The 13,644-nt window shown below is 61.9% G+C and carries 12 protein-coding genes; 8 read left to right on the plus strand and 4 right to left on the minus strand.

What is annotated here, in order from left to right:
- The first annotated feature begins 4 nt into the window (after positions 1-4).
- From RBQ93_RS10690 to RBQ93_RS10700, 3 genes are all read left to right on the plus strand, one after another.
- Positions 5-622, plus strand: a complete 618-nt coding sequence (locus RBQ93_RS10690) for a CoA pyrophosphatase (protein WP_320372111.1) — start codon at positions 5-7, stop codon at positions 620-622.
- 484 nt (positions 623-1,106) lie between these two features.
- Entirely contained in the window at positions 1,107-1,415 is a 309-nt protein-coding gene (locus tag RBQ93_RS10695; protein WP_320370849.1) for a DUF485 domain-containing protein, read from the plus strand.
- 11 nt (positions 1,416-1,426) lie between these two features.
- Positions 1,427-3,400 (plus strand): cation acetate symporter, encoded by a 1,974-nt coding sequence (locus RBQ93_RS10700; protein WP_320370850.1) that lies wholly within the window; start codon positions 1,427-1,429, stop codon positions 3,398-3,400.
- 113 nt (positions 3,401-3,513) lie between these two features.
- Here the strand turns inward: RBQ93_RS10700 and plsY are convergent, their stop codons facing one another.
- From plsY to RBQ93_RS10715, 3 genes are read right to left on the minus strand one after another with little or no spacing between them, the layout of a single operon-like run.
- Positions 3,514-4,095, minus strand: a complete 582-nt coding sequence (gene plsY / locus RBQ93_RS10705) for a glycerol-3-phosphate 1-O-acyltransferase PlsY (RefSeq protein WP_320372112.1) — start codon at positions 4,093-4,095, stop codon at positions 3,514-3,516.
- Positions 4,092-4,838 (minus strand): outer membrane protein assembly factor BamD, encoded by a 747-nt coding sequence (locus RBQ93_RS10710; RefSeq protein WP_320372113.1) that lies wholly within the window; start codon positions 4,836-4,838, stop codon positions 4,092-4,094. The genes plsY and RBQ93_RS10710 overlap by 4 nt, the downstream gene beginning before the upstream one ends.
- Before the next feature lie 19 nt (positions 4,839-4,857).
- The gene (locus RBQ93_RS10715; protein ID WP_320372114.1) at positions 4,858-6,186 is read right to left on the minus strand and encodes an enoyl-acyl carrier protein reductase FabMG; all 1,329 of its coding nucleotides are present in this window, start codon (positions 6,184-6,186) and stop codon (positions 4,858-4,860) included.
- 154 nt (positions 6,187-6,340) lie between these two features.
- Between RBQ93_RS10715 and hypE the strand changes: the two genes are divergently transcribed.
- From hypE to RBQ93_RS10730, 3 genes are read left to right on the plus strand one after another with little or no spacing between them, the layout of a single operon-like run.
- A complete protein-coding gene (hypE, locus tag RBQ93_RS10720; RefSeq protein ID WP_320372115.1) occupies positions 6,341-7,351 on the plus strand; it encodes a hydrogenase expression/formation protein HypE in 1,011 nt (336 codons plus the stop codon).
- Between the two features lie 12 nt (positions 7,352-7,363).
- A complete protein-coding gene (gene ybaK / locus RBQ93_RS10725; protein ID WP_320372116.1) occupies positions 7,364-7,849 on the plus strand; it encodes a Cys-tRNA(Pro) deacylase in 486 nt (161 codons plus the stop codon).
- 28 nt (positions 7,850-7,877) lie between these two features.
- On the plus strand, positions 7,878-8,768 hold the full coding sequence (locus tag RBQ93_RS10730) for an ATP-binding protein (RefSeq protein ID WP_320372135.1): 891 nt from the start codon (positions 7,878-7,880) through the stop codon (positions 8,766-8,768).
- A 39-nt stretch (positions 8,769-8,807) separates the two neighbouring features.
- On the opposite strand, the gene RBQ93_RS10735 is transcribed toward RBQ93_RS10730, so the two are convergent.
- Positions 8,808-10,523 (minus strand): SulP family inorganic anion transporter, encoded by a 1,716-nt coding sequence (locus tag RBQ93_RS10735; protein WP_320372117.1) that lies wholly within the window; start codon positions 10,521-10,523, stop codon positions 8,808-8,810.
- A 209-nt stretch (positions 10,524-10,732) separates the two neighbouring features.
- On the opposite strand from RBQ93_RS10735, the gene RBQ93_RS10740 reads away from it, so the two are divergent.
- Together RBQ93_RS10740 and RBQ93_RS10745 are read left to right on the plus strand one after the other, a co-directional pair.
- Entirely contained in the window at positions 10,733-12,739 is a 2,007-nt protein-coding gene (locus RBQ93_RS10740) for a proton-conducting transporter membrane subunit (protein ID WP_320372118.1), read from the plus strand.
- Positions 12,733-13,641, plus strand: a complete 909-nt coding sequence (locus tag RBQ93_RS10745) for a respiratory chain complex I subunit 1 family protein (RefSeq protein WP_320372119.1) — start codon at positions 12,733-12,735, stop codon at positions 13,639-13,641. The genes RBQ93_RS10740 and RBQ93_RS10745 overlap by 7 nt, the downstream gene beginning before the upstream one ends.
- Positions 13,642-13,644 lie beyond the last annotated feature (3 nt).

Consider the following 13,644-nt stretch of genomic DNA (forward strand, 5'->3'; position numbering starts at 1 on the left):
CAGCATGTACCTTTCATCTCCTCTTGCCGATATTTCCCGGCGTCTCAATCAGGCCACCGCCGCGCCATCTGTCACGCCTGGCGATCAGAAACCGGCCGCCGTGGCTCTGATTCTGCGTGAAAGCGGCAGCGGTCTTGAACTGCTCTTTATCGAACGGGCCCGGCACCCCCGCGACCCGTGGTCCGGCAATATCGGCCTGCCGGGCGGCCGGATGGATAGCCGCGATGCCGACCTGCGCCAGACTGCCGAGCGTGAGACGCTGGAGGAGGTGGGGATCGACCTGGCAACGGCCGCCTGTCTGGGGCGATTATCCGATGTGGTGGGCGCCAACCTGCCGGTGCGGGTGGCCTGTTTTGTCTATCACCTGCTGCAGCCCGTTCAGCCGGTGCTGTCCCATGAAGTTCACGATGCCTTCTGGTTTGAGCTGGAGGCCTTGCGGCAGCCGCAGCGCCAGATGACTGCGGCGGTCCGTTTTGGTGGCCAGACCCTCGAGGCGCCGGCCATCCAGTTGCACCCTCAGCGGCCAGTGCTGTGGGGCATCACCTATCGACTGGTGTCGCAGTTCTGTCAGGTGCTGGCATCCGGCGAAGAACAACCGCTGCCCTATACCCTGCCCCTGTAGCGTCTCCCTCCGTTCACCGTACCTTTCCCTTGCAACTTGTTTTCTCCTGCCATGGTGTCTTGGCTTGTTCTTTCTGGCTGCCGCAACTGGCTGTGCCTAGGCGCGCTTGTAAATTGTTCGTTTGAAATATGATATCATGGTTTTTCTCAATGATGTTAGGTTGTTGCTACTTTCGGAAATTAAATGTATTGATATTTCCAAAATATCGTTATAGAAATGTGCGGATTTGTAATGATGTAAACATGGCGTTAGTCGTAACAGCCTGTATTTATATTTAAATATTGTTTTGTTGTATTAAACATTATGTTGTTGAGGGCTAAAAAGGGACTCAAAATCCCCCTTGGAACAGCCCTCGTATGGTTTGCCAGTGGTAGCGTCTACGACCGCAGCGCCGAACAAGTTTAATCGAAAGGAGGATGGTGAAACAAGTTGTCGTGTAGTTGTTTTTAACGTGTGAAAGAAACAAGAAAGGATGAAACAAATCATGGCGGAAAAAACGTATGACTGGGCATCGATAGCTAAAAATCCCAAGTTTATCGAACTGCACCACAAGAAGACGGCCTTTTTGTTTGGCTGGTGGATCTTCTCAACGATCTACTACTTCCTGTTGCCGATTGGAGCGGCCTACGCACCGGGCCTGTTCAAGATCCAGATTCTGGGTCGCATCAACTTCGGCTACATCTTTGCGTTGTCGCAGTTTTTCGTATCCTGGGGCCTGGCCATGTACTATGCCCATGTTGCCAACAAAGACTTTGACCGTCTGACCAGAGAACTGGTCAACGAACTTCAATAGGAGGTGATATCATGAAGAGACTGTTAGTAGCTCTTGGTTGCGTACTCTCCCTGAGTATCGCCGCCTACGCCGCCCCCGAGGCTGCCAAAGCCCCCGAAGCCACCCCTGCGGTAGCCGCCCAGGCCCCTGCCGCTGCTGCGGCCCCTGCCGTAGACGCCGCCAAAGTTGCTGCGCCTGCCGCAGAGTCCAAGGCCACCCTCAAGGCCAACCCCAAGGTCACCATACCGATCTTCCTGATCATCATCGCCGCCACCATGTCCGTCGTCGTCTGGTCTGCCAAGCAAACCAAATCGGCTGCTGACTTCTACACCGCCGGCGGTGGCATCACCGGCACCCAGAACGGCTGGGCCATTGCCGGCGACTACATGTCGGCTGCCTCCTTCCTGGGCATCTCCGGCATGATCTCCCTCTACGGCTATGACGGCTTCATGTACTCCGTCGGCTGGCTCGTGGCCTACATCACCGTTCTGCTGATCGTAGCCGAGCCCTGCCGCAACGCCGGTAAATACACCCTGGGCGACATCCTCTCCTTCCGCACCTCGCCCAAGCCGGTACGTGCCGTCGCCGCCATCTCCACCGTATCCGTCTCCACCTTCTACCTCACCGCCCAGATGGTCGGCGCCGGTAAACTGATGCAACTGCTGCTGGGCATCAACTACACCATCGCCATTGTCGGCGTCGGTATCCTGATGGTCGGCTACGTCGTCTTCGGCGGCATGACCGCCACCACCTGGGTCCAGATCATCAAGGCCGGCCTGCTGATGACCGGCGCCTTTATTCTTTCTGTTATGGTAGCCATCAAATCCGGCTTCAGCCCGTTCCAGTTCTTCACCGACATCGCCACCAACCAGAACATCATTGACCACGTCAAGCTCCTGCCGATCTACCTCAAAGAAGTAGACGCCGGCACCGCCACCGCCGACGCCGGTCAACGCTTCCTCGAGCCGGGTCTGTTCCTGACCAACCCCCTCGACCAGATCTCCCTCGGCATGGCCCTGGTACTCGGCACCGCCGGTATGCCCCACATCCTGATGCGCTTCTTCACCGTTCCCACCGCACAGGAAGCCCGTAAATCAGTTATCGTTGCCATGTTCATCATCGGCTCCTTCTACATCCTGACCACCCTGCTGGGCTTCGGCGCTGCCGTCCACCTCTCCCCGCAAGGCATCAAGCAAGTAGACGCCGGCGGCAACATGGCTGCCATGATGCTGGCCAAAACCATGGGTTCCGAATTCTCACCCTTCATCGGCGACCTGCTGTTGGCCTTCCTCTGCGCCGTGGCCTTCGCCACCATCCTGGCCGTCGTCTCCGGTCTGGTCCTGGCAGCCTCCGCCGCCATCGCCCACGACATCTACGTCAACGTCATCAAAGACGGCCATGCCGACCAGCATGAGCAGGTTATGGCAGCCCGGATCACCTCCTTCTGCGTCGGCGCCGTCGGCATCCTGATCGGTATCGCTGCCGAGAAGCAAAACGTTGCCCACCTGGTGGCCCTGGCCTTTGCCGTTGCCTCCTCCGGCAACCTGCCGGTCGTCGTCATGTCGCTGTTCTGGAAGAAATTCAACACCGCCGGTGTGGTTGCCGGCCTGGTTGTCGGCACCATCGCCTCCATCGGCCTGGTCATGGTCTCCCCCAACATGACCTACCCCGACCGGGTAGCCGACAATGCCAAGGCTGCCTACACCAAGCTTGAGGCAGAAATCGCCGCTGGTCTGGTTGCCCCTGCAGCCATGGAAAAGACCCTCAAGACCATCGAGGCCAAAAAGGCAGAAGAGGCTAAAAACCGTGGTGGCAAGTCCATGCTGGGCCTGTCCAAGCCGCTGTTTAACCTGAAGAACCCCGGCATCGTCTCCATCCCGCTGGGCTTCATCGCCGCCATCCTGGCCACCCTGGCCTTCCCCTGCCGCAGGGCAGAGGAGATGTGGGACGAGATCTATGTCCGCCAGAACACCGGCCTGGGCATGGCAAAGGCTATCGACCACTAAGATCGTAACGGTTGGTCTGAACTAGAATGCAATGCGGGGAGGCAAAATGCCTCCCCGCTTTTTTTGTGTCAGGTCAGTGGATGGGAAGAGAGAGGAGAAAAAGAGAAGAGCCGTTAGGCCTTGAACTTCGATTCGGTGCCGGACAGCAGGCGGCTGATATTGGCGTGGTGTTTGATGATTACCAGGGTCGAGATCAGGACCGTGGCCAGCAGCAGCTCGTTGGAATGGGGCCGCAAGAAGATGATCAGCGGCATGACCGCAGCGGCCACGATGGAGCCAAGCGAGATGTAACGCCAGACAGCCACCAACAGGACAAAGACAAGCAGGGCCCCCAGCACCGCCAGCGGAGCAAGGGCCAGGTAGACCCCCAGGGCGGTGGCAACGCCCTTACCCCCCTTGAACAGCAAGAAGATGGAGAAGACATGGCCGCAGAAGGCGGCCAGACCGATCGCAGCCTGCAGCGGCTCGCCCAGCCCAAGCTGCCAGGCCAGCATGACCGGCAGAAATCCCTTTAGGCAATCGCCCAGCAGGGTCCAGATGCCTACCTTGCGGCCCACGGTGCGGTAGAGGTTGGTGGCGCCGATGTTACCACTGCCCTCACTGCGGACATCGATGCCGTAGAGTTTGCCCAGCAACAGGCCGGTGGGGATTGACCCCAGCAGGTAGGCCCCCACTATCCAGAGCGCGGTGGTCATAGCTTGTCAGCCAGCAGCTTGCGGGCATCCCCCAGGTAGCTGCTCTTGGGATACTCGCGGATCAGACGGCTCAAGGCGGTTTGGGCCTTATCCTTTTGCTTAGCCTCGAGGCTGGCCTTGGCCAGGTAGTAGAGGGTTTCGTCATGGCCGGTGTAATCGGGGAATTGGGTCAGGGCGCCTTCCAGCCGGCCGATAGCCGCCTGGTAGGCGTCGGTGCGATAGTAAAAACGGCCGACGTAGATCTCGTACTGGGCCAGCATGCCACGACATTCGGCGATCTTTTCCTGTACCTTGGGCACGTACTCGGATTTCGGGTGCTGTTTGACAAAGGTCTCGAACAGGGACAGGGCATTTTTCACCGGTACCTGGTCGGTGTCAATGCCGGTGATCAGGTTGTAGCTGGACAACGCCTGGCGGTAGAGCGCGAATTGGGCCAGATCATGGGTCGGATGGAGCCGGCGGAAATCCTCGTAGGCAGCGCCGGCCTCGATATACTCGTTATCCAGGAAATAGGCGTTGGCGATGCCGATCTCGGCCTTGGCCATCAACTCAGGCTCGGGAAACTGCTCCTTGACCTGTTTCCAGTAACCGATGGCTTCCTGATAGCGGCTTTTGGTGAAGGATGATTCGCCACGGGCGTACAGCTCCTGGGCGCTGGGGTCAGCGGTTGGTGTGCTGGCACAGCCGGAGAACAGTGGCAGGCAGATGGTAAGCAGGATCAGGCAATGACGGAGCAGCTTCATGGGAATTCCTTTTTTCTGGTTAGTCCAACAGGTCGGCGCCACGTTGATCGGCCACCAACTGTGCAATCAGGTCGTGGTTCAGCCAGACGGCTGCCTCCTGGCTGCTCCAGGAACCCTGCACAATCAGGCGTCCGGTGGCCCGGAACACCAGTCGGGACAGCTCGGCGCAGACCAGTTGCTTCTGGTCGCGGTGCAGGGCCATCAGGCGGTTTGAGGTGGCCAGCATCAGTTCCATCTGTTCTTTGCTTGAGTGCTGGGGCCAGCCGCTGAACTCCAGTGAATCGTTGATCAGCGGGTTGGTCAGGTAGGCGTCAGCCTCGGCCAGCAGGCCAGCCAGGGTGGTGTCTTCCTGCAGCAGCTCAGCACAGCGTTGCTCAAGGGGAGCAGCGGCAGCGCCAACTGCGTTGCGTACCGAGTGCAGCAGCGGGTACAGCGACAGCTCAACCCCCAGGAACAGGGCGCTGGAGTTGGTCTGGATCTCGGGGCAGTTGAAGACGGTGGCGTTGACCCCCTGTTGGCGTGCCTCGGCGGCGATATCTTCCAGCCGCATCTTGGCAAAACCTTGCAGGTAGGGGGTGTAGGACTGCCAGCGGTATTCGCCGTTCAGCAGGATGCCGGTGCCGTGGTAGCCGTAGGCGGTGTAGGCCACCTTGCCGCCGCCTGCGGTTACACGCTGACGCAGGCTGGCTGTGCCGTCCAACAGGTAGCGGAAGGTGTCGGCGGTCACTTCGTTGAAGCTGGCGTCGCATAGCTGGCCAACGCCACTCTGCCAGAATGGCTCCGAAGGCAGGTACTTGTCGCCGGTGCCCTTGAACACGCGGTTCAACAGGGGCATAAAGAAGCGGGCCCGGGGGATGCCGCCGGCCATGGTGTGGGCAAACAGCAGGTTGGCCCCGGCCGGTATGCGGCGTTCAAGTTCAGTGGCCAGTTGGGCCACGTTGGCGGTGAAGCGTGCCTGGCCGGCAGCCTGGGCCTTGGCTATGAACTCGGCGGAAAAGCTGACCTGTTGCCACTCGTCCGGCTTGGCCTTTTTCAGCTGTTCGGCGATCGAAGGCTGGCCGTCCGGGGTCTCCATATCAAAACCGGCCTCCAGCGGGATGTTGATGATGCTGGCTCCCAGCAGCGCTTCTGCCTCGGTCAGTTCCTCGGCGGTCAGCGGGCGCAGGGTGCCGTCGCTGTCACGGCGGCCTACGGTGGTGCCGATGACGGTCATACCCAGCCGTTTGGCCTCTTCCACCAGGCCGTTGGCATAGCCCCGTCCGAACAGTTCACCGAACAGCACCAGGACATCGCCGGTGGTGTAACCGGGTACGGGCGGCAGGGCGGTCAAGGGGCGGTAATCAGACATGGAATCCTCCAGCAAACAGATTTCTGAGATGTGAAAATAAAGCGTTTTTGTAGCATGAAGCAGGGTGGCTTGGGAACAGAAAACAGGGGTGGGCGATCAGGAGATGACACCCCGCTACCTACGTGCTAGTCTGCGTCAGCAGGGAGCGAGAGCTATGGATACCGATCTGATCATGTTGGGCCACGGCAGTGGGGGCACCTTAAGTCATCAGTTGTTGGGTGAACTGGTGGTGCCGACCATTTCGGGGTTGACGGCTAATCAGCAGAATGATGCCGCCCTGCTGCAGGCTGGTAGCAGCCGGCTGGCCTTCACCACCGACGGCTACGTGGTGGACCCGTTACGTTTCCCCGGTGGCAGCATCGGTTCGCTGGCGGTGCATGGCACGGTTAACGACCTGGCCATGATCGGCGCCCGTCCGTTGTGGCTCTCCTGTGGGCTGATCATCGAGGAAGGGTTCAGTCGCCGGGAGTTGGCTGACCTGCTGGCTGACCTGCGGCGGGCAGCTGACCGGGCCTGTGTGCAGGTGGTGACCGGTGACACCAAGGTGGTCCCCCGCGGCAAGGCTGACCGGCTGTTCATCACCACCAGCGGGGTGGGGCTGCTGGAGCATGGCCTGGAGATCCACGGCGCCAGTGCCAGGCCGGGTGATTGCATCATCCTGTCCGGCAGTGCCGGCGATCACGGCATGGCGGTGCTGGCTGCCCGGGAAGGGTTGGATGCCGGGGGATTGCAGAGCGATTCGGCCCCGTTGTGGGGATTGGTGGCGGCGCTGCTGAAAACGGCCGGGGACGGGCTGCATGTGTTGCGCGACCCGACCCGGGGTGGTATTGCCACCACCCTCAAGGAGATCGCCATCCAATCGGGTGTGCTGCTGACCATCGAAGAGGCCGCCATTCCGGTCAAATCCCAGGTACGGGGATTGTGCGACATGCTGGGGCTTGATCCGCTGTATGTGGCCAACGAAGGCAAGTTGCTGGCCTTTGTGGCGCCGGAGGTTGCAGAGACGGCGCTGGAGGCGCTGCAGCGGCTGCCGTTGGGGCGCGATGCTGCGATTATCGGTCGGGTGGAGCAGGGTGAGCCGGGCCGGGTGCGGATGCGGACCAGTGTTGGCGGGATGCGGATGATTGAGATGCTGGCGGGGGAGCAACTTCCCCGCATCTGTTGAGAGGTTTCGACTATGGCCAAGGAAAAGACACCGGTCACTGCGGCGGTGCGAGCCCTGCGGGCAGCCGGGGTGGGCTTCAGCGATCATCTGTACAACTATGAGGAGAAGGGCGGCACGGCGGTCTCGTCGCGGGAGCTGGGGGTTGATGAGCACTGCGTGATCAAGACCCTGGTGATGGAGAATGACGCCAAGCAGCCGCTGATTGTGCTGATGCACGGCGATCGTCAGGTCTCAACCAAGGAGCTGGCCCGTCAGATCGGCGTCCGTTCGGTGGAGCCTTGCCGACCTGAGGTGGCCCAGAAGCACACCGGCTACCTGGTGGGCGGCACCTCGCCCTTTGGCGTCCGGCGTCAGATGCCGGTCTATGTGGAAGAGTCCATTTTGTCGCTGCCGCTGATCTATCTTAACGGCGGCAAGCGGGGCTATCTGGTGGGGCTCACCCCGGCAGAACTGCAGCGCGTCTTGCAGCCAACCCCAGTGCGGGTTGCTAGTGCATGAAACAGGAGGGGAGCCGTCGATGCCGTTAATGACCCTTGATAAGGAGATGGTTGAGCAGCTGCGCCGGGTGTTGAACGCGGTGGAGCAGATCCTGCCCCGGCCGGTGCCGGAGGTGGACTGGTCCGTGACCCACGCCGCCAACTGGCGTCGCCGGGCTGCCAGCGGTTACCTGGACCCGGTGCCGGAGATCGAATCGATGCAGCTGGATGACCTGCTGGGGATCGACGAGCAGAAGCGGGTGGTGGAACAGAATACTCGCCAGTTTCTGGCCGGTGCGCCGGCCAACAACGTGCTGTTGTGGGGCACCCGCGGCACCGGCAAGTCGTCGCTGGTGCGGGCCCTGCTGCACAGCTATGCTCCCCGGGGGTTGCGGGTGATCCAGGTGGACAAGGACGACCTGGTGCACCTGCCGGCCATGGTTGACCTGATCAAACGTCAGCCGTACCGCTTCATCCTGTTTTCTGACGATGTCTCCTTCGAGACCGGCGAATCCAGCTACAAGATGCTGAAAAGCGCCCTGGACGGCTCGGTCTACGCCCCGCCGGAGAACGTGCTGATCTACGTCACCTCCAATCGCCGGCACCTGCTGCCGGAGTACGAGAGCGACAACCGCGGCGCCATGCTGGTCAACAACGAGATCCATCACGGCGAGGCGGTGGAGGAGAAGATCTCGCTCTCCGGTCGGTTTGGGCTGTGGGTCGGCTTTCATCCCTTTAGTCAGGATCAGTTTCTGGAGGTAACCCGTCAGTGGGTGGAACGGATGGCAGCCCGGCATGGCCTGCAGGGGCTCTGGAACGAGGAGGCGCGGCAGGCGGCCATTCTCTGGTGTCGTCAGAAGGGGGATAACAGCGGTCGGATTGCCCTGCAGTTCGCCAACCATTGGGTGGGCAGCTGCATGATGCAGCGCAGGGAGAGCTAGAAACAACGGCCGGGACGATCTGTCCCGGCCGTTGTCCGTTTACACCGGTGCTTCAGCCAGCCCCTGGGCGGCCTCATCACCCACACCGCCAAACCGCTCGTAGATCTCTTCGGCCCGGCTCAAGGCCGAACGGATGTTGGGCAGGATATTGCGGGCGCCGATCACCTTGGGCAGCGAGGTGTAGATCAGCCGCTTGGGCTGGCCGCGGCTGCCGCACAACAGCAGGGCGCGGCCCGAGGCGTGCAGCCGTTCGTGGAACTGTTCGATGGCATGCAGGCCGGTGGCGTCCAGGGCGGTCATGAAACGCAGCCGCAGGATCACGATCGGCTGCAGGTCGTCAAGCTTGTCGGTCAGCTGGTTCATCTTCTCGGCAGCGCCGAACAACAGCGGCCCCTGGATATGGAACATGCTGACATAGTGGGGTATGTTGTGGTCCTGGATGATGTGGGCCCGTGCCTTCTCGATGTTCTCGGCGGTCAGCCGGGCCACCACCGTGGTGCGTGAGACTTGATAGATATAGAGCAATGCCGCCAGCACCATACCAACCTCCACGGCAATGGTCAGATCGGCCACCACGGTCAGGGCGAAGGTGAATAGCCAGACGGCGATATCTTTGCGATCTTGCCTGAGTATCATCGGAATCTCGCGCCATTCCCCCATGTTGTAAGCCACCACAAACAGCACTGCCGCCAGCACGCCCAAGGGGATGAACTTGGCCAGCGGCGCGGCAAACAGGATGATCGCCAGCAGCGTCAGCGCGTGGATAATGCCGGCCATGGGGGAACGGGCGCCGGAGCGGATGTTGGTGGCGGTGCGGGCAATGGCCCCGGTGACCGGGATGCCGCCGAACAGCGGCACGGTCAGGTTGGCAACGCCCTGTGCCACCAGCTCCACATTGGAGTTGTGGCGGTCGCCGCTCATCGAGTCGGCAACAACGGCTGACAGCAGACTTTCCAGGGCGGCCAGCAGGGCGACGGTCATGGCTGCGGGCAAGAGCGGTATGATCAGGTCGGCCCGCAGCTGCGGTACCTGCAGCGGCGGCAGGCCGGTGGGAATACCGCCGAATCGGCTGCCGATGGTCTCCACCGGGACGTTAAACAGGGCCACAGCAGCGGTGGCCAGCAACAGTGCCACGATGGAGCCGGGCACCTTGCGGGTAATGCGGGGCATGATCAGGATCAAGAGCAGTGAACTGGAGGCCAGGCCGATGGTGGCTGGACTGAGGCTGCCGATATGCTCGCCGATGAAGCGCATCCGTTCGATGAACTCGCTGGGCACCGGGGCGCTGGTGGCCAGACCCAGGAAGTCCTTGATCTGGGTGGAGGCGATCAGCACGGCGATGCCGTTGGTAAAGCCGATCACCACCGGGCGGGGGATGAACTTGACCGCGTTGCCCAGGCCGGTCAGCCCCAGGAAGATCAGGATCATGCCGGCCATCATGGTCACCATCAGCAGGCCGGAGAGGCCGTGTTCGGCGATGATGGCTGCAATCACCACCACAAAGGCGCCGGTGGGGCCGCCGATCTGAGTGCGGGAGCCGCCTAAGGCCGAGATCAGGAAGCCGGCGATTACAGCGGTGTAGATGCCGGCCTGGGGGGTGACCCCGGAGGAGATGCCGAAGGCCATGGCCAAGGGCAGGGCCACCAGGCCGACGGTCAGGCCGGCGGTCAGGTCAGCGGTGAAATCGCTGCGGGAATAGGTTTTCAATGCCTCGATTGACTTGGGGATCCAGCGGGAGATTTGCTGCCGTTTCATGGTGTGGGTGCTCCTTTGTGCCAACTGGCCTTTGTGTTACACCCTGCAAAACGGTTTGGCAATACCCAAATCTGTTATGCAGTAAAACAATGTTCATTTGTGGTTGTGTTTTGCAGCGGATTGGCGTACAAACGGACCTGTACGAGCAGTTTTGTTGATTTTGCAAAGCTTGATAACAGTGGGCTGGCTTCATCTGTCAGGGGTGTGGAATGGCCGGTTGCGAGTCTGTTTGTTTTGCCAGCTCAAACATTGTTATTGTTTCGGTGGTTGTGCTGCTGCTGGCCGGTCTGCCGGGTCTGCTGCTGCCTTCCGCACGTGCCGGCCAGTCCTGGACGGCTGTCATGATCACGCTGGCCGCCCTGGCCGGCATCCCCGCATCAGTCCTGACCCTCCTTTCTCACAGCCGTACCGCCTGGGAACTGTCCTGGTCTATGCCCAGCGGTCCTGCACAGCTGGTGCTGGACCCGCTGGCAGCCCTGTTTCTGCTGCCGATCTTTCTGATCAGCGCCTGCGGTGCTCTGTACGCCCTGCGCTACCGCCCGGCAAGGGGTGGTTACGACCGGATCATGTCTAGCATGTACGCCTTGTTGGCCGGTTCGATGGCTGTGATCGTGCTGGCCGGTGACAGCCTGCTGTTTCTGATCGCCTGGGAGGGGATGGCGCTGTCCTGCTACCTGTTGTTGATTGCCGACCACCGCCAGCGCGAGGTGCGTGACGCCGGTACCCTCTATCTGATCGCCACCCACACCGGCACCCTGGTGCTGATCGCCCTGTTTGCTCTGCTCTACCAACGTACCGGCAGCTTTGTACTGCCTGCCAGCGGTAGCCTGTCGGCTGTGGGTCCGGCGAGTGCAACCATCTTCCTGCTGGCGCTGCTCGGCTTCGGAACCAAGGCCGGCCTGATGCCGCTACACGTCTGGTTGCCGTCGGCCCACGCCAACGCACCCAGCCACGCCTCGGCCATCATGTCCGGCGTGATCCTCAAGATGGGGATCTACGGTATCGTGCGCACCGTGACCCTGTTCGACAGCCCGCCCCTCTGGTGGGGGCTGACCCTGCTGGCGCTGGGTATCGTCTCGGCTCTGGCCGGGGTGGCCTTCGCCCTCGGGCAGCATGATCTCAAGCGCTTGCTGGCCTACCACAGCATCGAGAACATCGGCATCATCTGTATGGGGCTGGGGGTGGGGCTGTGCGGCCTGTCGCTGGGGCGGCCCGGCATCGCCCTGTTGGGCCTGGCCGGCGGGCTGTTGCACGTACTCAACCACGCCATCTTCAAGGCACTGCTCTTTCTGGGGGCCGGGGCGGTGATCCACGTCAGCGCTAGCCGCGAGCTGAACCGGATGGGTGGGCTTGTGCGGGTGATGCCCCGCACCGGCCTGTTTTTTCTGGTGGGGGCGGCGGCCATCTGCGGTCTGCCGCCCCTGAACGGTTTTGTCAGTGAGCTGATGGTCTATCTGGGGCTGTTTCGCCAGGTGATGGGCGAGAGCGGCAGCGCGGCGGTGTTGGCTGCACTGGCCATTCCGGCCCTGGCCGTGGTGGGGGGACTGGCGGTGGCCTGTTTTGTGAAGGTGTTCGGCGTGGTGTTTCTGGGCTCGGCCCGGCAACCGTTGGCGGACGACGCCCACGAGCCGGGCTGGCCGATGCTGCTGCCGATGGGACTGCTGGCACTGCTCTGCCTGCTGATCGGTCTGGCGCCAGTGGCGCTGGCGCCGCTGCTTGAAGCGGCGGTCAGCTGGCATCCGCTGCTGCAGCAGGAGTCGCTTCGTCTGGCTGGCGCGGCGCCGTTAAGCTGGCTGTCCCTGATGGGGCTGGCGCTGCTGGGTTTAGTGCTGCTGCTGGCGCTGGTCTACCGCAGCCGTCTGCGCAGCAGCCGCTGTACCGCTGCTGACACCTGGGGCTGCGGTTACCCGGCACCCACACCGCGTATGCAGTACAGCGCTTCATCGTTTGCCGATGGACTGGTGGGGTTATTGGCGCCACTGCTGCGTCCTTACGGCCACCGCCCCGGTCTGCCGCGGCAGGAACTGGCGCCGGCCAGGTCACGTTTCAGTAGCCACGTGCCGGAGGTGGTGCTTGATCTCTGGCTCCTGCCGTTCTTGCGTCACCTGGAGCAGTACAGCTCCTTCCTGCGGCAACTGCAGCACGGACAGCTGCACCTCTACCTTGTGTACATCTTCGCCACACTGTTTGCATTGATGGTCTGGGCCCTATGGTAGATACACTGATCCATATCCTGCTGGCGCTGCTGATGCCGCCGCTGTTGATCGGGGTGATCAACCGCACCAAGGCGCTGATGGCTGGCCGGCGCGGAGCGCCGCTGCTGCAGCCCTATGTCGAGCTTGCTCGGCTCTGGCGCAAGGGTTCGGTCTTCAGCCGCACCACCAGCTGGCTGTTCAGGGCCGGGCCGCTGGTGGCGCTGGCCGCCACCCTGCTGGCCGCTCTGCTGGTCCCCTTTGGCGGACATAATCCGCCAGTGGCCTTTATCGGCGATCTGGTGCTGTTCGCCTACCTGTTTGGCTTGTCCCGCTTTTTTACCACTGTGTCGGCGTTGGATACCGGCTCCAGTTTTGAGGGGATGGGGGCCGCCCGTGAGGTGACCTTCGGCTGCCTGACCGAGCCGGTGCTGTTCCTGGTGCTGGTGGCCCTCGCCAGGGAGAGCGGTTCGCTGTCGCTGAACGGGCTGCTTACGCACGCCTCTGGCGAGATGTGGCCCTACGAAGCAGCGGCATTGCTGCTGATGGTGGGGGCCCTGTTTGTCCTGCTGCTGGCGGAGAACTGCCGCATCCCCTTTGATGATCCCACCACCCACTTGGAACTGACCATGATCCACGAGGCAATGGTGCTGGATCACAGCGGCCCGGCCTTTGGCATGATCCTCTACAGCGCCGCTCTGAAGCTGTTTGTGTTGGGGGCGCTGGTGCTCCATCTGGCGTTGCCGTTCGGCATCGGCGAGGGGCTGCTTGGTTGGCTCTCCTTTAGCGCTGGCATGCTGGTGCTGGCGGTGGCGGTGGGGCTGGTTGAATCGGTCATGGCGCGCCTGCGCCTGTTGCAGGTGCCTCGCCTGCTGGTTGCGGCCGCTGCCTTGGCCGCCTTTGCCCTGCTGCTGACGGTGAGGTGAGGC

Source organism: Trichlorobacter sp., assembly GCF_034008105.1.
GTDB lineage: Bacteria > Desulfobacterota > Desulfuromonadia > Geobacterales > Pseudopelobacteraceae > Trichlorobacter.

Bases quoted from the DNA above. Each gene is read 5' to 3' on its own strand.
- RBQ93_RS10690 (WP_320372111.1), top strand. From the start codon at position 5: ATGTACCTTTCATCTCCTCTTGCCGATATTTCCCGGCGTCTCAATCAG.
- RBQ93_RS10695 (WP_320370849.1), top strand. From the start codon at position 1,107: ATGGCGGAAAAAACGTATGACTGGGCATCGATAGCTAAAAATCCCAAG.
- RBQ93_RS10700 (WP_320370850.1), top strand. From the start codon at position 1,427: ATGAAGAGACTGTTAGTAGCTCTTGGTTGCGTACTCTCCCTGAGTATC.
- plsY (WP_320372112.1), bottom strand. From the start codon at position 4,095: ATGACCACCGCGCTCTGGATAGTGGGGGCCTACCTGCTGGGGTCAATC.
- RBQ93_RS10710 (WP_320372113.1), bottom strand. From the start codon at position 4,838: ATGAAGCTGCTCCGTCATTGCCTGATCCTGCTTACCATCTGCCTGCCA.
- RBQ93_RS10715 (WP_320372114.1), bottom strand. From the start codon at position 6,186: ATGTCTGATTACCGCCCCTTGACCGCCCTGCCGCCCGTACCCGGTTAC.
- hypE (WP_320372115.1), top strand. From the start codon at position 6,341: ATGGATACCGATCTGATCATGTTGGGCCACGGCAGTGGGGGCACCTTA.
- ybaK (WP_320372116.1), top strand. From the start codon at position 7,364: ATGGCCAAGGAAAAGACACCGGTCACTGCGGCGGTGCGAGCCCTGCGG.
- RBQ93_RS10730 (WP_320372135.1), top strand. From the start codon at position 7,878: ATGACCCTTGATAAGGAGATGGTTGAGCAGCTGCGCCGGGTGTTGAAC.
- RBQ93_RS10735 (WP_320372117.1), bottom strand. From the start codon at position 10,523: ATGAAACGGCAGCAAATCTCCCGCTGGATCCCCAAGTCAATCGAGGCA.
- RBQ93_RS10740 (WP_320372118.1), top strand. From the start codon at position 10,733: ATGGCCGGTTGCGAGTCTGTTTGTTTTGCCAGCTCAAACATTGTTATT.
- RBQ93_RS10745 (WP_320372119.1), top strand. From the start codon at position 12,733: ATGGTAGATACACTGATCCATATCCTGCTGGCGCTGCTGATGCCGCCG.